Source organism: Agromyces flavus (assembly GCF_900104685.1).
Classification (GTDB): Bacteria; Actinomycetota; Actinomycetes; order Actinomycetales; family Microbacteriaceae; genus Agromyces; species Agromyces flavus.
Genome location: NZ_LT629755.1, coordinates 1287174 through 1304915 on the forward strand (window position 1 = coordinate 1287174; position 17742 = coordinate 1304915).

Genomic DNA, 17742 nt, shown 5'->3' on the forward strand with positions numbered 1-17742 from the left:
GTCATCCGACGGTCGGACGTCCCGTCAGCCGCCGGTATCCTTGTCGCATGGCACGAACCAAGGACGCCGGGGCTGCCTCCAAGCCCCCGAAGGAGCCCGGCCGCATGAAGCAGATGTGGCAGGTCTTCCAGATGACCCGCCGCTACGACCCCACCGCGCAGTGGCTCATGCTCCTCGGATTCCTCGGACCCGTGCTCGTCGGCCTCGGCCTCGCCCTCTGGCTCAGCGAGGGCAACGGATTCACCATCGCGCTGTGGATCGTCGCGGGAGTGCTCGCGGGCCTGCTCGTGGCGCTCGTCATCCTCGGCCGTCGTGCCGAACGTGCCGCGTACTCCCAGATCGACGGACAGCCCGGCGCGGTCGGCGCGGTCCTCCGCAGCGGTCTTCGCGGCGGATGGGTCGGCAATGAGATGCCCGTCGCCGTCAACGGCAAGACGCAGGACGCCGTGTACCGCGCGGTCGGCCGCGGCGGCGTCGTGCTCATCAGCGAGGGACCGCGTTCGCGCACCGAGCGCATGCTGACCGACGAGCAGCGCAAGGTGACCCGAGTGCTCCCGAACGTGCCCGTGAGCACACTCTCCGTCGGCCACGAGGAGGGCTCGGTCGAGTTGCACCGCCTCGCCGCCGCCTTGCGCAAGCGCAAGCGCGTGCTGACCAAGCCCGAGGTGCTCGCGGTCACGAATCGCCTGAACTCGCTCCAGGCGCCGTTGCCGATCCCGAAGGGCATCGACCCGATGAAGGTGCGCCCGCAGCGCGGCAAGATGCGCTGACCCGCACGACTCCCCCGCGGCATCCGTTCTCTTCGAGCGGATGCCGCGGCTGTCTCAGCTCCGGAGGAGGATGGTCCCGGCGAGCTTGTCGTGGAAGCCGCGCTGGTCGGCATCCCAGATGAGCGCCGGGATGACGAGCACGAGCAGCAGCGTGCGGACGACGGGCCGCCACAGGCCGACCCAGCCGCCGGCCATCGGCACGACCCGGAGTCCGAGGAACCGGTGGCCGACGCTGCCGCCGAGGGTCGGGATGAAGAGCACCTGCATGAGCGCGAAGATTCCGAGCGTCGCCCACGACTGCGCCGGCGATGCGTAGGGACCCGCGAGCAGGGCGATGACGTTCGCGATCGCCCAGTCGACGAGGAGGGCAGCGATGCGACGCCCGACCCGGGCGACGGATCCCGTGCCCTCCTCGGGAAGCCCGAGCCGCTCCCCCGGGTAGCGATTGGGCGTCAGGTCACCGGATGCGGGAGCGGGTTCGGGCACCGGACGATTCTACCGAGGGCCGACCGCGTAACACGGTGGAAACATTCGCGTCACGGTCGGGAAACGCCGTCCGCGTAGCCTCGCTACCGGTCGAACGACTGCGTCCGCGCCCTCTACCCGCCCTTGGAGCATCGTCACATGTTCAGTGATTCTTCCGAAGTCCTCAAGTTCATCAAGGAGACGGACGTCAAGTTCCTCGACATCCGTTTCACCGACCTCCCGGGCGTGCAGCAGCACTTCAACATCCCGGCCTCCACCGTCGACGAGGACTTCTTCACCGTCGGCCAGCTGTTCGACGGCTCCTCGATCCGCGGCTTCGCGTCGATCCACGAGTCCGACATGCAGCTGATCCCCGACGTCTCGACCGCGTACATCGACCCGTTCCGTGCCGAGCGCACGCTGATCATGGTCTTCGACATCTACAACCCGCGCAACGGCGAGATCTACGGCAAGGACCCGCGCCAGGTCGCGAAGAAGGCCGAGAAGTACCTCGCCTCGACCGGCATCGCCGACACCGCGTTCTTCGCGCCCGAGGCCGAGTTCTACATCTTCGACGACGTCCGCTACGAGGTGAAGCAGAACGCGAGCTTCTTCTCGGTCGACTCCAGCGAAGGTGCCTGGAACTCGGGCCGTGAGGAGGAAGGCGGCAACCTCGCCAACAAGACGGCGTACAAGGGCGGCTACTTCCCCGTCTCCCCCGTCGACCAGCACGCCGACCTGCGCGACGACATCGTGCTCAAGCTCATCGAGGCCGGCCTCGAGGTCGAGCGCTCGCACCACGAGGTCGGCACCGCCGGCCAGGGCGAGATCAACTACAAGTTCGACACGATGGTGCACGCCGCCGACGACATCCTGAAGTTCAAGTACATCGTCAAGAACACCGCCAACGAGTGGGGCAAGACGGCGACGTTCATGCCGAAGCCGCTCTTCGGCGACAACGGTTCGGGCATGCACACCCACCAGTCGCTCTGGAACGAGGGCAAGCCGCTCTTCTACGACGAGGCGGGCTATGGCGGTCTCTCCGACATCGCGCGCTGGTACATCGGCGGCATCCTGCGTCACGCCCCGGCGCTGCTCGCCTTCACCAACCCGACGGTGAACTCCTACCACCGCCTCGTGCCGGGCTTCGAGGCCCCCGTCAACCTGGTGTACTCGGCGGGCAACCGGTCGGCAGCCATCCGCATCCCCATCACGGGCACGAACCCCAAGGCCAAGCGCATCGAGTTCCGCGCGCCGGATGCCTCGGGCAACCCCTACCTCGCCTTCGCGGCGCAGCTCATGGCCGGCCTCGATGGAATCAAGAACCGCATCGAGCCGCACGAGCCGGTCGACAAGGACCTCTACGAGCTCCCGCCCGAGGAGGCCAAGTCGATCCCGCAGGTGCCGGGTTCGCTCGACGCCGTGCTCGACGCGCTCGAGGCCGACCACGACTTCCTCCTCGAGGGCGGCGTGTTCACCAAGGAGCTCATCGAGACCTGGATCGACTACAAGCGCGAGAAGGAGCTGAAGCCGCTGGCCCAGCGTCCCCACCCGTTCGAGTACGAGCTCTACTACGGCGTCTGATCTCTCCGCCCCGAGGGAGAGCCGAGGGCCCGTGTCGCGTGCGACACGGGCCCTCGTCCGTACCGGGTCGAGCCGAGGCCGAGCGGATGGCGCGATTCAGCCGGTCGTCGGTTCGCGTCGCGGCTCGACGCCGTAGAAGCCGCGCTCGAAGACCGCGCGCGCGCGACGCGTGACCTGCAGGTAGTCGTGCTCGAGGCGCGTCGCCGAGCCCGGCGGATAGCCCATGATGCGTGCGACGCCCTCGAGCTGCGTGCGCTCGACGGGAAGCACGTCGGTGGTCTTGTCGAGCCACAGTGTCAGCGCCGACCGCGCCCGGGATGCGAACACCCAGGCGGATCGGAGCGTCTCGGCGTCGACCTCGGCGACGAGCCCCGCGCCGACCGACGCCGAGAGGGCGTCGAGGGTCGACGGCGTCCGCAGCTCGGGAACGCTCGAGGCGTGCTCGAGCTGGACGAGCTGCACGAACCACTCGACGTCGCTCAACGAGCCGCGCCCGAGCTTCAGGTGGCGGGTCGGGTCAGCACCCTGCGGGAGCCGCTCGTTCTCGACTCGCGCCTTGATGCGCTTGACCTCACGCACTTCCTGCTCGGCGATCGCTGCCGGATACCGCACCGCGTCGGCGAGTTCGGTGAAGTCGGCGATGAGCGCGGGATCGCCCGCGACGCCGCGTGCGCGCAGCAGGGCCTGCGCCTCCCACGTGAGCGACCAGCGGGCGTAGTAGGCACGGTAGGCGTCGAGGGAACGGGCGACGACGCCGTTGCGGCCCTCGGGACGCAATCCGGTATCGAGTTCGAACGGCAGCCGCGCATCCTCGCTGACGCGTACGAGCTCGGACACGATCTTGAGCGCGCGCGAGTGGGCGGCATCGGGCTCGGCTCCTGCCGGGCGGTAGACGTACAGGATGTCGGCGTCCGACCCGATACCGAGTTCGCGCCCGCCGAACCGCCCCATGCCGATGACGGCGAACTCGATGCCGTCGTCGCCTCGCCGGATCGCCCGCACGAGCCCGTCGATGTGCGCCTCCACGACATCGCTCAGGCCGTGCCCGAGCTCCTCGATCGTGCAGACGTCGAGCATCGCCGCGAGCGCGAGCCGCAGTACCTCGCGCCGGCGCACGGCGCGCAGCACCTTCGCTGCCGGGTCGAGCTCGGAGTGGCGCGCGAGCACCGCCGACGTCTCCTCCCGAAGCGCCGACAGCGGCCGCGGGCGCAGTTCCTCGACGTCCTCGAGCCAGGCGACCGCCTCGGGGATGCGCTCGAGGAGCTCGCCGGCGAACCGCGAACCAGACAGGACGCGCGTGAGTCGCAACGCGGCATCCGACGAATCGCGGAGCAGTCGCAGGTACCAGTGCGTCGTGCCGAGGCCGTCGCTGATGCGCCGGAACGCGAGCAGCCCGTAGTCGGGGTCGGCGCCGTCGGCGAACCATGAGATCAGCACGGGCATGAGGTGGCGCTGGATGGTCGCGCGCCGCGACACGCCCGCGGTGAGCGCCCCGATGTGCGCCAGCGCCCCTCGCGGATCCCGGAATCCGATGGCCGCGAGTCGCGCCTCGGCCTGCGCGCTGGTCAGCTCCAGTCCATCGGCGGGCAGCGCTGCCACCGCCGAGAGCAGCGGACGGTAGAAGAGGCGCTCGTGCAGTCCGCGCACGCGCCGGCGCGTGGCCTGCCACACCGAGGTCAGCTCGTCGGCATCGCGGCCGAGGCCGGACGCCCGGGCGAGCGCACGCCGCGCCGCCGCGTCGCGTGGCATCAGGTGCGTGCGCCGCAGCCGCGCGAGCTGGAGCCGATGCTCGAGGACGCGCAGGATCCGGTAGTCGCGCGAGAACTCGGCGGCCTCCTCGCGTCCGACGTACCCGTGCTCGGCGAGTGCCGCGAGCGCGCCCAGTGTCCCGGGCTGGCGGATCGAAGGATCGGTCGCGCCGTGCACGAGCTGCAGCAGCTGCACCGTGAACTCGATGTCGCGGAGGCCTCCGGGCCCGAGCTTGAGCTGCACGTCGACCTCGTCGGCGGGAATGTGCTCGGTGACACGTTCGCGCATGCGCTGCACCGACTCGACGAAGCCCTCGCGGGACGAGCTCGCCCACACCTTCGGCGCGACGCCGGCGGCGTACCGATCGCCGAGGTCGCGGTCGCCGGCCAGCGGCCGGGCCTTCAGCAGCGCCTGGAACTCCCAGCTCTTGGCCCAGCGGTCGTAGTACTGCAGGTGCGACTCGAGCGTGCGCACGAGCGCACCGTCCTTGCCCTCGGGTCGCAGGTTGGGGTCGACCTCCCAGAGCGGCGGTTCGATCCCGGGCTCGCCGATCAGCCGCATCGCGGTCATCGCGAGCCGTGTCGCGACGTCGAGCGCGCGGGCGGATGACACGACATCGTCGTCGGCGGACTCGCCGACGAAGATCACGTCGACGTCGCTGACGTAGTTCAGCTCACGCGCGCCGGCCTTGCCCATGCCGATGATCGCGAGGTTCGTGGCAGCGACCTCGGCCGCCGGGAACCGGCCGGGACCCGCGGGCTCGTCGTCGCGCCGAGCGACCGTGCGGCGCGCGAGGTGCAGTGCCGCCTCCAAGGCGGCTCCGGCGAGATCGGCCAGGCCGGCGGCGACCGTGTCGACGGCCTCGACGGCGTCGGAGCGGGTCAGGTCCCACACCGCGATGCCGGCGAGCAGCCGCCGGTATCGAACCCGGAGGGCTCGGCCGCCCGCCTCGGCGAGCATCGCCGGCGCCGCGTCGACCGAGGCGACCGCGTCGATGAGCTCGGCTGCCGCCGCCTCCGGCGACGGCGGCGGCAGGGGCGCGTCGCGCAGCAGGGCGAGCTCGTCGACGTTCCGGAGGAAGAACTCGCCGAATCCCCGTGACGCACCGAGCAGCCGGGCGGCCCGATCGAGCGATCCGGGGTCGTGCAGGATGTCGCGGACCGCCGCGGGCGCCCGCTCGGACAGCCGCTGCAGCTCGGCGAGCGCCTGGTCGGGGTCGCCCGCGGCCGCGAACGCGTCGAGCAGCGACATCGGCGGCAGCCCGGCCGCCTCGGCGAGCTCGGCGAGCCCGCCCCCGGCCCGCTCCAGGTCGTCGAACCCAGCGCGAGCGAGTCCGCCGAGCGTGGGGACCTGTCGAGTCATCCGCTCGCGCTCGTCAGAGGATCTCGAGGTTGCGCTGCAGCTCGAACGGCGTCACCTGCGAACGGTAGTCGCGCCACTCGGCCCGCTTGTTCGCGAGCACGTAGTTGAAGACCTGCTCGCCGAGCGTATCGGCGACGAGCTCGGATTCCTCCATGTACTCGATCGCGTGATCGAGGCTCGCGGGCAGCGGGTGGTAGCCGAGCGCCCGACGCTCGCTGTCGGTCAGGGCCCACACGTCGTCCTCGGCCTCGGGCGGAAGGTCGTAGCCCTCCTCGATGCCCTTCATGCCGGCGGCGAGCAGGAGCGAGAACGCGAGGTACGGATTGGCGGCCGAGTCGATCGCGCGGTACTCGACGCGCGCGCTCTGCCCCTTGTTGGGCTTGTAGAGCGGCACGCGCACGAGCGCCGAGCGGTTGTTGTGGCCCCAGCAGATGAAGCTCGGCGCCTCGTCGCCGCCCCAGAGGCGCTTGTATGAGTTCACGAACTGGTTGGTGACGGCCGAGATCTCGTTGGCGTGCCGCAGCAGGCCCGCGATGAACTGGCGGCCGATCTTCGAGAGCTGGTACTGCGCGCCGGGCTCGTAGAACGCGTTCGCGTCGCCTTCGAACAGCGAGAGGTGGGTGTGCATGCCCGAACCCGGATAGTGCGAGAACGGCTTCGGCATGAAGGTCGCGTACACGCCCTGCTCGATCGCCACCTCTTTGACGACCGTGCGGAACGTCATGATGTTGTCGGCCGTGGTCAGCGCATCGGCGTAGCGGAGGTCGATCTCGTTCTGCCCCGGCCCCGCCTCGTGGTGGCTGAACTCGACCGAGATGCCCAGGTCTTCGAGCATGCGCACGGAGCGACGGCGGAAGTCGTGCGCCGTGCCTCCGGGCACGTTGTCGAAGTAGCCCGCCGAGTCGACCGGCTGCGGACCCTCGGGGCCGTACTTGCTCGACTTGAGGAGGTAGAACTCGATCTCGGGGTGCGTGTAGAAGGTGAAGCCCCGGTCGGCGGCGCTCGCGAGGGTGCGCTTGAGCACGTTGCGCGGATCGGCCACGGCGGGCTCGCCGTCGGGCGTCGTGATGTCGCAGAACATGCGCGCGGTCGGGTCGATGTCGCCGCGCCAGGGCAGGGTCTGGAACGTGGTCGGATCGGGGAACGCGAGCAGGTCGGACTCGAAGGTGCGGCTGAGACCCTCGATCGCCGAGCCGTCGAATCCGATGCCCTCGGTGAACGCGCCCTCGACCTCGGCCGGGGCGATCGCGACCGACTTCAGGGTGCCGACGACATCGGTGAACCACAGCCTGACGAACTTGACCCCTCGCTCCTCGATGGTCCGGAGAACGAAGTCGCGCTGCTTGTCCATGCACACCCTTCCTCGACGCTCTTCAGCGTACTGGGTCGCGCCCCCGCGCCCGGCCGGGTGACGGTCCGCTGTGCGAGGATGACGACATGTCCGACCACGCATCCAGCGACGCAGCGTCCGAAGCCGATTCCCCCGTGCCCGAGAACCCGTACGGCGGCGCCTCGGCGGCCGTCGGGGGCCCCAAGCGCGTGCGAACCCGGCACTTCCAGAACGCCAAGCGCGAGGGCATCAAGATCACGGGTCTCACGAGCTACGACCAACTCACCGCGCGCATCTTCGACGACGCCGGCATCGACTTCCTCCTGGTCGGCGACTCGGCCGGCAACAACGTGCTCGGCTACGAGACGACGCTGCCCGTCACGGTCGATGAGCTGATCCCGCTGACCCGCGCCGTCGCCGGTGCGGTCACCCGCGCGTTCGTGATCGGCGACCTGCCGTTCGGCTCGTACGAGAACGGCCCCGACGAGGCGTTGCACACCGCCATCCGCTTCATGAAGGAGACGGGGGCCCACGCGGTCAAGCTCGAGGGCGGCGAACGCAGCCACAAGCAGATCCGACGCATCGTCGGCGCGGGCATCCCGGTGATGGCCCACATCGGCTACACGCCGCAGAGCGAGCACCAGCTCGGCGGTCACATCATCCAGGGTCGCGGCGAGGGCCTCAACCAGCTGCTCGCCGACGCCAAGGCGGTGCAGGATGCCGGCGCGTTCGCCGTCGTGCTCGAGATGGTGCCCGCCGACGCCGCCCGCGAGGTCACCGAACTGCTCGAGATCCCGACGATCTCGGTGGGCGCGGGCCCGCACTGCGACGGGCAGCTGCTCGTGTGGACCGACTGGGCCGGCCTCACCACCGGACGCATCCCCAAGTTCGTCAAGCAGTACGCGAACCTGGCGGGCGTGCTGAGCGATGCCGCGACGGCCTGGCGAGCCGATGTCGCGTCGGGGGCCTACCCGACGGAGCAGCACTCGTACTGAGGCGCGTCACCGGCCGGCGCGCGCCGATCGCGCGTGCCGGCGGTGGTTCACTCCTCGGCGGCCTCCTCCTCGGCCCATTTCGCGCTGTTCGCACGGAGGATCTCGAGGGCGTTCTCGGCCTCGGCGCGCGTCTCGAACGGGCCCACGCGCTCGACCGCCGGAGAGACCATGCCCTCTTCGACCTGCCCCGTGGTGAGGTTGTACCAGAACTGATGCTCGGCGTCCCGCGACATAGGCTGATCCTATGCCCAAGGACCCCGCCGGCCGCCTGATCCCCGGCCGACTGTCGCCGACGCGCGCCGTGTCGTCGGCGATCCCCCGGCCCGAGTACGTGGGCCACGCCGCACCGACGCCGAACACCGGCGGCGACCGCTATTCCCCCCACGAGGTCGAGCGGATCCGGGCCGCCGGACGCGTTGCGGCTGGAGCCATCGAGGCCGCGGCGCGCGCCATCCGACCGGGTGTCACGACCGACGAGCTCGACCGGATCGCGCACGAGCACGTGCTCGCGCACGGCGCCTATCCCTCGACGCTCGGATACCGCGGCTACCCGAAGTCGTCGTGCACGTCGGTGAACGAGGTGATCTGCCACGGCATCCCCGACGACACCGTGCTCGAGGACGGCGACCTGGTCAACATCGACGTGACGGCGTACCTCGACGGCATGCACGGCGACCTCAACCACACCTTCCTCGTCGGCGAGTCGAGCGAGGAGGCGCGGCTGCTCGTCGAGCGCACGCGCGAGGCCCTGGCCCGCGGCATCCGCGCCGCCGCCCCCGGTCGGCAGGTCAACGTGATCGGGCGCGCGATCGAGTCGTACGCGAGGCGCTTCGGCTACGGGGTCGTGCGCGACTACACCGGACACGGCGTGGGCCGGGCCTTCCACACCGGTCTGGTCATCCCCCACTACGACGATCCGAACGCCACGACGGTGATGGAGTCGGGCATGGTCTTCACGATCGAGCCGATGCTCACGCTCGGCACGACCGAATGGGACCTGTGGGCCGACGACTGGACCGTCGTGACGCGGGATCGGTCGCTGACGGCCCAGTTCGAGCACACCGTCGTCGTGACCGAGCGGGGGGCGGAGATCCTGACGCTGCCGTGAGTCCGCGCCCGGGCGCCGCGATAGTGTGGCCGCATGGCGACTGAGCGCGCGATCGGCATCGATATCGGCGGCACGGGCATCAAGGGCGCGGTGGTCGACCTCGGCACGGGCGGGCTCGTCACCGAGCGCGTGAAGATCAAGACGCCCGCGGGCGGACGACCCGCCGATATCGTCGCGGCCACCGGGCAGCTGCTCGGGATCATCGCCGGCCAGGGGCACTCGGCGCTGCCGCTCGGCGTGTGCTTTCCCGCCATCGTGAAGCACGGTCGCACGCTCTCGGCGGCGAACGTCTCCGAGGAGTGGATCGGCCTCGAGGCCGAGCAGCTGTTCGAGCGCGAGCTCGGCAGCCCCATCCACTTCATCAACGACGCGGATGCCGCGGGCTACGCCGAATCGCAGTTCGGTGCCGCCCGAGGCGAGCGGGGCCTCGCCATCCTCACGACGCTCGGAACCGGCATCGGTTCCGCGTTCCTGTACGACGGGGTGCTCGTGCCGAACACCGAGCTCGGCCACCTCGAGATCGACGGGCACGACGCGGAGGACCGCGCCGCCTACTCGGCGATGGAACGCAAGGGCCTCTCGTGGGCGCAGTGGGCGGAGCGGCTCCAGCGGTACTACTCGCACGTGGAGTTCCTCTTCTCGCCCGACCTCTTCATCGTCGGCGGAGGCGTGTCCAAGCACCACGAGCACTTCCTGCCGCTGCTCTCGCTGACGACGCCGATCGTGCCGGCGGCGTTCCGCAACAACGCGGGCCTTCTCGGCGCCGCCGCCCTCGCGGCGAAGTACTAACGGGGTGCGAGCGGGCCGGCTGATACGCCGGGTTCTGTTCACCGGGCGCTTGCGCGACACCGGCTGGACGGCCATCTCTCTCGGAGCCACGTTGCCGTGACCCTCCAGCGGCCTACCCGGGAACGGGACGGGCCGCCCCATGGTTCCCTGTCTGGCCTTGCTCCGGACGAGGTTTGCCGAGCCGACCGCGTCACCGCGGCCGCTGGTGGGCTCTTACCCCACCGTTTCACCCTTACCGCAGGCGGGCCTGCGGCGGTCTGCTTTCTGTGGCACTGTCTCGCGGGTCACCCCGGGTGGGCGTTACCCACCGTCCTGCCCTGCGGAGCCCGGACGTTCCTCGGCATCCGATCGCTCGGATGACGCGACCGTCTTGCCGACCCGCTCGCACGTCAAGGCTAGCGCCTCAGGCTGGGTACGCGCCGGGCACGGCGAGGGGTCAGAGGCCCGACTCGTCGGTGCGGACGAGGATGCGGTCGCACTCGGGGCACTGCACGACCTCGTCGGGCGCGGCCCGCCGCACGGCCTCGAGGTCGGATCCGGTGAGCGTGATCGTGCACCCCCCGCAGGTGCGCTGCTGCAGGAGTGCGGCGCCCACGCCTCCGCCGCGGACGCGGCGCTGCTCGTAGAAGGCGAGGAGGTCCTCGGGCACGGTGCCCGCGATGGCGGCGCGATCGCGCTCGGCGCCGTCGCGCTCGGTCGCCAGCCCGCCGGCCGCCTCGTCGCGCTCGCCCTCGAGGCGCGCCACGTCGGCCGCGATGTCGGCGCGCTCGGCGTCGACGTCGGCGACGTGCGCCTCGGCGGACTCGACCTTCTCCATGACGACGAGCTCCTGGTCCTCGAGGTCGGAGAGCCGCCTGCGGAGCGAGGCCAGCTCGGACTCGAGCGCCGCGACATCCTTCATCGACGACGTGTGGGTGAGCCGCTCGCCGTCGCGCGCGATGCGCTTCTCGACGACCTCGACATCGGACTCGATGCGGCTCAGCTCGCTCCGCGCGTCCTCGAGCGCACCGACGGCCTCGGCTCGCCGCGCGCGGACGGCGCCGTCGCGCTCGCCGAGCGCGGTGAGCTCCGCGGTCTGCGGGAGCGACCGGAGCCGATGCGCGAGCTGCTGGAGGCGCGTGTCGATCGACTGGAGACGCAGCAGCTGCTGCTGGTCGGCGGGGCTGGCCTTCACGTGGTGCTCCTCGTGGGGGTCGTGGTCGGTCGGACGGTCACTGCAGGACCTGGAAGTCCCACGGATCGGTGCGCAGGTCGCTGACGACGACCTCGAGCTCGGGGTGGGCGGTGCGCAGCTCGGCGGCCGCGGAATCCAGCCACAGCCACTCGCTCGCCCAGTGCGAGACGTCGACGAGCGCGGGCCCGCCGCCGAGCACCGCCTGCTCGCGCGCCTCGGAGGCGGGATGGTGGCGCAGGTCGGCGGTGATGTAGACGTCAGCGGCCTGCACGAGCGGATGCGAGAGCAGCGAGTCGCCGGCGCCGCCGCAGACGGCGACCGTCTCGATCGGATCGTCGTAGCCGCCTGCGGCACGGACGCCGCTCGCCGTGGCGGGGAGGATCTCGGCGAGGCGGCGCGCGAGACGGCCGAGCGTCGTGGGTTCGGGGAACCGCCCGGCGCGACCGAGCCCGCGGCCGGGGTCTGCGGCGCTCGGTACGATGGGCACGGCATCGACGATCCCGATCCGCTCGGCGAGGGCGGCCGACGTGCCGGTCTCGACGACGTCGGCGTTGGTGTGCGCGGCGACGAGCGCGCAGTCGGCGCGGATCAGGCGCGCGAGGAGCGCCCCCTTGTAGCGGTCCTCGGCGATCGAGGTCACGCCGCGCAGGAGTAGCGGGTGATGCGTCACGAGCACGTCGGCGCCGGCATCGACCGCCTCGTCGACGGTGGCGGCGACTGCGTCGACGGCGAGGAGCACCCGGCCGATCTCCCGGCGCGGATCACCGGTCACGAGTCCCGGGGCGTCCCACGCCTCGGCGCCGGCGACCGGCCACAGGCGCTCCACGGTCGCGAGGAGGTCGGCGAGGAGGACGGGCACCCGCCCAGCCTAGCGCCGGGCGGTGATCGCCCCGGCGTGTGGTGGGCCCTGCCGGGCTCGAACCGACGACATCCACGGTGTAAGCGTGGCGCTCTACCAACTGAGCTAAGGGCCCCTCGCCGCGCCGGGCCGCTCGGCCCGCCGTGCGGCGCACGCCCATGGTATCCGAGCGGCCTAGACTCACGGGCATGGAGGTGGCTGAGCGGCATCCGAGCCGGACGGCCGAGCCCGAGTACCGCTGGCCGGCCGTGGTCGCGCTGCTGGGCGCGCTCGCGCTGTACGCGTTGCTGCCCAACTCGCTCGTGGGCGTCCAGCGGTTCGTCGTCGTCGGCGCCGGCGTCGCCTTCCTCATCACGCTCTCGATCGTGAATCCGCACCGGCTGGTCCGCCAGCCGAGGTGGTACCGGATCGTCTCGGTCGGGTTCGCGCTGCTCCTCGTGCTCGTCAACCAGGTCGCGCTGGTCATCATCGTCTACAAGCTCGTCGGCGGGCATCACGACGCCCCCGAGCTGCTGCTCGCCGCGCTGCAGGTGTGGGTCGCGAACGTCATCGGGTTCGCCCTGCTGTACTGGGAGCTCGACCGCGGCGGGCCGGTCGTGCGGACCATGTGGGCGCGCACCGAGCTGCCGGCGGCCGACCTGCGCTTCCCGCAGGACGAGGACCACACCGCCGTGGCCGAGGTCGCCGCCCGATCGTCGGCGGTCATGGACTGGACGCCCCGCTTCGTCGACTACTTCTACACGTCGCTGTCGAACAGCATGGCGTTCAGCGCGAGCGACTCCATCCCGCTCTCGCAGCGCATCAAGCTGCTCATGGGCCTGCAGGCGTTCGGCGGGTTCGTGATCCTCGCGCTCGTGATCGCCCGGTCGGTCGGCATCCTCGGCTGACGCGCGAGCGCGGCCCCCGACCATCCGTCACAACGCCGACAGCGCCTCGCGATACGCGCCCATAGGGCGTGGTTCGCCCGGCCCGGTCATGAACGACGAGCGGATGACACCGTCGGCGCCGATCGCGAACGTGGCGCGTCGCGCGTGGCCGGCGCGTTCGTCGAAGGCGCCGTAGGCGCGTGCGACCGCGCCGTGCGGCCAGAAATCGGACACGAGCGTGAGGCCGACGCCCTCGGACTCGGCCCACGCGCGCAGCGCGTACTTGGCGTCGACCGAGGCGACGAGCAGGTCGGCACCGGATGCCGCGAACAGGTCGGCGTGCGCGTCGAGATCGTGCAACTCCCCCGTGCAGGTGCGCGAGAACGCGAACGGGACGAAGACGAGCACGACGCCACGGATGCCCCGGCGAGCGCCCAGCCGCTGCGGGGCGCCGAACTGGTCGGAAAGGTCGAACTCGGGCGCGATCGCCCCGGTGCCCAGGATCACGTGGCCCTCCTCACGAGCGGGGGCTTGAATGCGCGGCCAGCCTAGCCCGGTCATACCCCGGCTTAGAATCACTAGGATGGCGTGGTGCCCCCGACCGTGACCCGGTCGTTTCGGCGTGCGCACGCACGGAAACCGAAGGCACGATCTGCTGAAGAGAGAGGTCGAGTGTGACTGTCAACGACCAGGACCCGTACTCGGTCGAGGCGATGGACTCCGATCCGGAGGAGACCGGCGAGTGGGCGGAGTCCCTCGACGCGCTCGTCGCCGAGAAGGGCCACCAGCGCGGGCGCGAGATCATGCTCAGCCTGCTGAAGCGCTCGAAGGAGCTGCACCTCGGCGTGCCGATGGTGCCCACGACCGACTACCTGAACACCATCGCGCCCGAGAACGAGCCCGAGTTCCCCGGCGACGAGGAGATCGAGCGCCGGTACCGCGCATGGATCCGCTGGAACGCGGCCATGCTCGTGCACCGCTCGCAGCGTCCGGGCATCGCCGTCGGCGGCCACATCTCGACCTACGCCTCGTCGGCCGCGCTCTACGAGGTCGGCTTCAACCACTTCTTCCGCGGCCACGACCACCCGGGCGGCGGCGACCAGATCTTCGTGCAGGGGCACGCCTCCCCCGGCACCTACGCACGCGCGTTCCTCGAGGGCCGGCTCTCGACCGACCAGCTCGACGGCTTCCGGCAAGAGAAGTCGCACGCGCCGAACGGCCTCTCGTCGTACCCGCACCCGCGGCTCATGCCCGAGTTCTGGCAGTTCCCGACCGTGTCGATGGGCCTCGGCCCGATCAACGCGATCTACCAGGCGCAGCTCAACAAGTACCTCACCAACCGCGGCATCAAGGACGCCTCCGACCAGCACGTCTGGGCATTCCTCGGCGACGGCGAGATGGACGAGGTCGAAAGCCGCGGACAGCTCCAGGTCGCCGCGAACGAGGGGCTCGACAACCTCACGTTCGTGATCAACGCGAACCTGCAGCGCCTCGACGGACCGGTCCGCGGCAACGGCAAGATCATCCAGGAGCTCGAGAGCTTCTTCCGCGGCGCCGGATGGAACGTCATCAAGGTGATCTGGGGCCGTGAGTGGGACGACCTGCTCGCACGCGACCACGACGGTGCGCTCCGCAACCTGATGAACGTCACGCCCGACGGCGACTACCAGACCTACAAGGCCGAGTCGGGCGCCTACGTGCGCGAGAACTTCTTCGGCCGCGACCCGCGGGCCCTCGAACTCGTGAAGGACCTCACCGACGACCAGGTGTGGGGCCTCAAGCGCGGCGGCCACGACTACCGCAAGGTGTACGCGGCGTTCAAGGCGGCCATGGAGCACAAGGGCCAGCCGACGGTCATCATCGCGAAGACGATCAAGGGCTACGGCCTCGGTCCGGCCTTCGAGGGCCGCAACGCGACCCACCAGATGAAGAAGATGACGCTCGACAACCTGAAGACCTTCAGGGACACGATGCGCATCCCGATCTCCGACGCGCAGCTCGAGGAGAACCCCTACCTCCCGCCGTACTACCACCCCGGCGAGAACGACGAGGCCATCCAGTACCTGCACGAGCGTCGCCGCGAGCTCGGCGGCTACCTGCCCGAGCGCCGCACGAAGCACACGGCGATCTCGCTGCCCGACGACTCGGCGTACGCGATCGCCAAGAAGGGGTCGGGCACGCAGGAGATCGCCACGACGATGGCGTTCGTCCGGCTGCTCAAGGACCTGATGCGCGCCAAGGACTTCGGCAACCGCATCGTGCCGATCATCCCCGACGAGGCCCGCACGTTCGGCATGGACGCGTTCTTCCCGAACGCGAAGATCTACAACCCGATGGGCCAGCACTACACGTCGGTCGATCGCGAGCTGCTCCTGGCCTACAAGGAGAGCCCGCAGGGCCAGATCGTGCACGTCGGCATCAACGAGGCGGGCGCGCTCGCCGCGTTCACCGCCGTCGGCACGTCGTACTCGACGCAGGGCGAGCCGCTCATCCCGATCTACGTCTTCTACTCGATGTTCGGGTTCCAGCGCACGGGCGACGCGATCTGGGCGGCCGGCGACCAGATGGCGCGCGGTTTCATGATCGGCGCCACGGCGGGCCGCACCACGCTGACCGGCGAGGGACTCCAGCACGCCGACGGCCACTCGCCGCTGCTGGCGTCGACGAACCCCGCGGTCGTCTCGTACGACCCGGCGTACGGCTACGAGATCGGGCACATCGTGCGCTCGGGGCTCGACCGCATGTACGGCGGCAGCCACCACGACCCGAACGTCATGTACTACCTCACGGTCTACAACGAGCCGCTCGTGCAGCCCGCCGAGCCCGAGGAAGTCGATGTCGACGGCATCGTCCGCGGCATCCACCGCATCTCCGAGGGTTGGGGCGAAGGCCCCCGGGCCCAGCTGCTCGCATCGGGTGTCGCGGTCCCGTGGATCATCGAGGCGCAGCACCTGCTCGGACAGGACTGGGGCGTCGCGGCCGACGTGTGGTCGGTCACGAGCTGGTCCGAGCTGAACCGCGACGGACTCGCGGCCGACGAGCACAACTTCCTCCACCCCGAGGCCGAGCGCCGCGTGCCGTACCTCACGCAGAAGCTCTCGGGGGCGCGCGGTCCGTTCGTCGCCGTCTCCGACTACATGCGCGCGGTGCAGGAGCAGATCCGTCCCTATGTTCCCGGCCAGTACGCCACGCTCGGCGCCGACGGCTTCGGCTTCTCCGACACCCGCCCGGCCGCACGCCGCTGGTTCAAGATCGACGGTCCCTCGGTCGTCGTCCGGACGCTGCAGATGCTCGCCGACCGCGGCGAGGTCGACCGGTCCCTTCCGGCCCGGGCGATCGAGAAGTACCGCCTGCACGACGTCAACGCGGGCACGACCGGCACCGCCGGCGGCGAGAGCTAGCAGGCGTCGAGACGGTGGCAACGAAGCCCAGGACCAAGGCGGAGACCCTCGCATGGCTGCGCACCATCTCCGGTGAGCTCTCCACGCAGACGCTGAAGCGTCTCGAGGACACCCTGCCCTGGTACGGCGAGATGCCGCCGAGCCGGCGCTCTGCGGTGGGCCTCGTCGCGCAGGCCGGCATCACCTCGTTCATCGCGTGGTTCGACGACCCGCGCTCGACGCCATGGATCGCCGCCGACGTGTTCGGAGCCGCGCCGCGCGAGCTCCTGCGGTCGGTGAGCCTGCAGCAGACCCTGCAGCTCATCCGCGTCACCGTCGAGGTCGTCGAGGAGCGGGTGAAGGACGGCGGCGAGCCGCTGCGCGAGGCGATCCTGCTCTACTCGCGCGAGATCGCCTTCGCGGCCGCCGACGTCTACGCTCGTGCGGCCGAGGCGCGCGGCCTCTGGGACGCGCGCCTCGAGGCGCTCGTCGTCGACTCGATCCTCTCGGGCGAGTACGACGACGAGCTGCCGAGCCGCATCGCCGCCCTCGGATGGCACGGCCACGGCGAGGTCGCGGTGCTCGTGGGCACGGCACCGAAGCTCTTCGACGTCGACCAGGTCCGTCGCGCCGCACGGCACATGCAGGCCGACGTCCTCGTCGGTGTGCAGGGCAACCGCCTCGTCGTGGTGATCGGCCGCGCCGACCCGCGCGCCCCCGACTCCGAGGACGCGGTCGGCACGGCGCCCGCGCTCACGTTCATGGAGATCGCGACCCAGCTCGAGCCGCACTTCGGGCCCGGCCACCTCGTGCTCGGGCACGAGGTCGCGAACCTCGTCGACGCGGGCAAGAGCGCGAAGGCGGCGCTGGCCGGGTTCGCGGTGGCACGATCCTGGCGTCACGCGCCGCGCCCGGTGCACGCCGACGACCTCCTCCCCGAGCGGGCGCTCGCGGGCGACCCGCTCGCACGCGCCACGCTGGTGCACCGCATCTACCGTCCGCTGCAGGCCCACTCGACCGAGCTCCTGACCACGCTCTGGAGCTACCTCGACAACGGCCGGTCGCTCGAGGCGACCGCGCGCGAGCTGTTCGTGCACCCGAACACGGTGCGGTACCGGCTCAAGCGCGTCTCCGACGTGATCGGGTGGGATGCCACGGGAGCCCGCGAGGCGCTCATCCTGCAGTCCGCGCTGATCATCGGCTCGATGAGCGATCACGAGGCCACGCCTCGGCGTCGACCCGCGGGCTGAGTCACGTATGTATCGCGGAGACAACGACTCGTCCGATACCTTGTCGCGAGTGCACACACAT

At 70.6% G+C, this 17742-nt stretch carries 15 protein-coding genes, 1 tRNA gene and 1 other RNA gene; 8 read left to right on the forward strand and 9 right to left on the reverse strand.

Annotated features, from left to right (window positions below; all coding sequences use genetic code 11):
- Nucleotides 1-47: 47 nt before the first annotated feature.
- Nucleotides 48-770, forward strand: coding sequence for a DUF4191 domain-containing protein (locus BLT99_RS06070; protein WP_092670162.1), 723 nt, complete (start codon nucleotides 48-50; stop codon nucleotides 768-770).
- A gap of 54 nt (nucleotides 771-824) precedes the next feature.
- Here BLT99_RS06070 and BLT99_RS06075 read toward each other — a convergent pair whose 3' ends face one another.
- Entirely contained in the window at nucleotides 825-1256 is a 432-nt protein-coding gene (locus BLT99_RS06075) for an RDD family protein (protein ID WP_092670164.1), read from the reverse strand.
- Between the two features lie 138 nt (nucleotides 1257-1394).
- Here BLT99_RS06075 and glnA point away from each other — a divergent pair, with 138 nt between their 5' ends.
- The gene (gene glnA, locus BLT99_RS06080; RefSeq protein ID WP_092670166.1) at nucleotides 1395-2819 is read left to right on the forward strand and encodes a type I glutamate--ammonia ligase; all 1425 of its coding nucleotides are present in this window, start codon (nucleotides 1395-1397) and stop codon (nucleotides 2817-2819) included.
- A gap of 96 nt (nucleotides 2820-2915) precedes the next feature.
- On the opposite strand, the gene BLT99_RS06085 is transcribed toward glnA, so the two are convergent.
- Together BLT99_RS06085 and BLT99_RS06090 are read right to left on the reverse strand one after the other, a co-directional pair.
- Nucleotides 2916-5930: a bifunctional [glutamine synthetase] adenylyltransferase/[glutamine synthetase]-adenylyl-L-tyrosine phosphorylase gene (locus BLT99_RS06085; RefSeq protein WP_092670168.1), complete on the reverse strand. Its 3015-nt coding sequence runs from the start codon at nucleotides 5928-5930 to the stop codon at nucleotides 2916-2918.
- Nucleotides 5931-5943: 13 nt separating this feature from the next.
- Nucleotides 5944-7281, reverse strand: a complete 1338-nt coding sequence (locus BLT99_RS06090; protein ID WP_092670170.1) for a glutamine synthetase family protein — start codon at nucleotides 7279-7281, stop codon at nucleotides 5944-5946.
- Nucleotides 7282-7367: 86 nt separating this feature from the next.
- Here BLT99_RS06090 and panB point away from each other — a divergent pair, with 86 nt between their 5' ends.
- Nucleotides 7368-8255 carry a 3-methyl-2-oxobutanoate hydroxymethyltransferase gene (panB, locus tag BLT99_RS06095; protein ID WP_092670172.1) on the forward strand — a complete coding sequence of 296 codons (888 nt, stop codon included), beginning with the start codon at nucleotides 7368-7370 and terminating at the stop codon, nucleotides 8253-8255.
- A gap of 47 nt (nucleotides 8256-8302) precedes the next feature.
- Here the strand turns inward: panB and BLT99_RS06100 are convergent, their stop codons facing one another.
- Nucleotides 8303-8488, reverse strand: a complete 186-nt coding sequence (locus BLT99_RS06100; protein WP_092670175.1) for a hypothetical protein — start codon at nucleotides 8486-8488, stop codon at nucleotides 8303-8305.
- An 11-nt stretch (nucleotides 8489-8499) separates the two neighbouring features.
- Between BLT99_RS06100 and map the strand changes: the two genes are divergently transcribed.
- Together map and ppgK are read left to right on the forward strand one after the other, a co-directional pair.
- On the forward strand, nucleotides 8500-9363 hold the full coding sequence (gene map / locus BLT99_RS06105; RefSeq protein ID WP_092670177.1) for a type I methionyl aminopeptidase: 864 nt from the start codon (nucleotides 8500-8502) through the stop codon (nucleotides 9361-9363).
- Between the two features lie 33 nt (nucleotides 9364-9396).
- Nucleotides 9397-10152 carry a polyphosphate--glucose phosphotransferase gene (gene ppgK, locus BLT99_RS06110; protein ID WP_092670179.1) on the forward strand — a complete coding sequence of 252 codons (756 nt, stop codon included), beginning with the start codon at nucleotides 9397-9399 and terminating at the stop codon, nucleotides 10150-10152.
- Nucleotides 10153-10159: 7 nt separating this feature from the next.
- On the opposite strand, the gene rnpB is transcribed toward ppgK, so the two are convergent.
- The 4 genes from rnpB to BLT99_RS06130 all read right to left on the reverse strand — a co-directional run bounded on the left by rnpB (nucleotide 10160) and on the right by BLT99_RS06130 (nucleotide 12300).
- An RNA gene (rnpB, locus tag BLT99_RS06115) (RNase P RNA component class A) lies at nucleotides 10160-10533 on the reverse strand.
- Nucleotides 10534-10588: 55 nt separating this feature from the next.
- Entirely contained in the window at nucleotides 10589-11326 is a 738-nt protein-coding gene (locus BLT99_RS06120) for a zinc ribbon domain-containing protein (RefSeq protein ID WP_092670181.1), read from the reverse strand.
- A gap of 37 nt (nucleotides 11327-11363) precedes the next feature.
- Entirely contained in the window at nucleotides 11364-12185 is an 822-nt protein-coding gene (locus BLT99_RS06125) for a Nif3-like dinuclear metal center hexameric protein (protein WP_092670183.1), read from the reverse strand.
- Nucleotides 12186-12224: 39 nt separating this feature from the next.
- Nucleotides 12225-12300, reverse strand: a tRNA-Val gene (locus tag BLT99_RS06130).
- A gap of 73 nt (nucleotides 12301-12373) precedes the next feature.
- On the opposite strand from BLT99_RS06130, the gene BLT99_RS06135 reads away from it, so the two are divergent.
- Nucleotides 12374-13072, forward strand: a complete 699-nt coding sequence (locus BLT99_RS06135) for a hypothetical protein (protein ID WP_092670185.1) — start codon at nucleotides 12374-12376, stop codon at nucleotides 13070-13072.
- Nucleotides 13073-13099: 27 nt separating this feature from the next.
- Here the strand turns inward: BLT99_RS06135 and BLT99_RS06140 are convergent, their stop codons facing one another.
- Nucleotides 13100-13558 carry a redoxin domain-containing protein gene (locus tag BLT99_RS06140; RefSeq protein WP_229724819.1) on the reverse strand — a complete coding sequence of 153 codons (459 nt, stop codon included), beginning with the start codon at nucleotides 13556-13558 and terminating at the stop codon, nucleotides 13100-13102.
- A gap of 167 nt (nucleotides 13559-13725) precedes the next feature.
- On the opposite strand from BLT99_RS06140, the gene aceE reads away from it, so the two are divergent.
- On the forward strand, nucleotides 13726-16452 hold the full coding sequence (aceE, locus tag BLT99_RS06145) for a pyruvate dehydrogenase (acetyl-transferring), homodimeric type (RefSeq protein ID WP_092670189.1): 2727 nt from the start codon (nucleotides 13726-13728) through the stop codon (nucleotides 16450-16452).
- A gap of 14 nt (nucleotides 16453-16466) precedes the next feature.
- Nucleotides 16467-17681: a PucR family transcriptional regulator gene (locus BLT99_RS06150; RefSeq protein ID WP_092670191.1), complete on the forward strand. Its 1215-nt coding sequence runs from the start codon at nucleotides 16467-16469 to the stop codon at nucleotides 17679-17681.
- Nucleotides 17682-17742 lie beyond the last annotated feature (61 nt).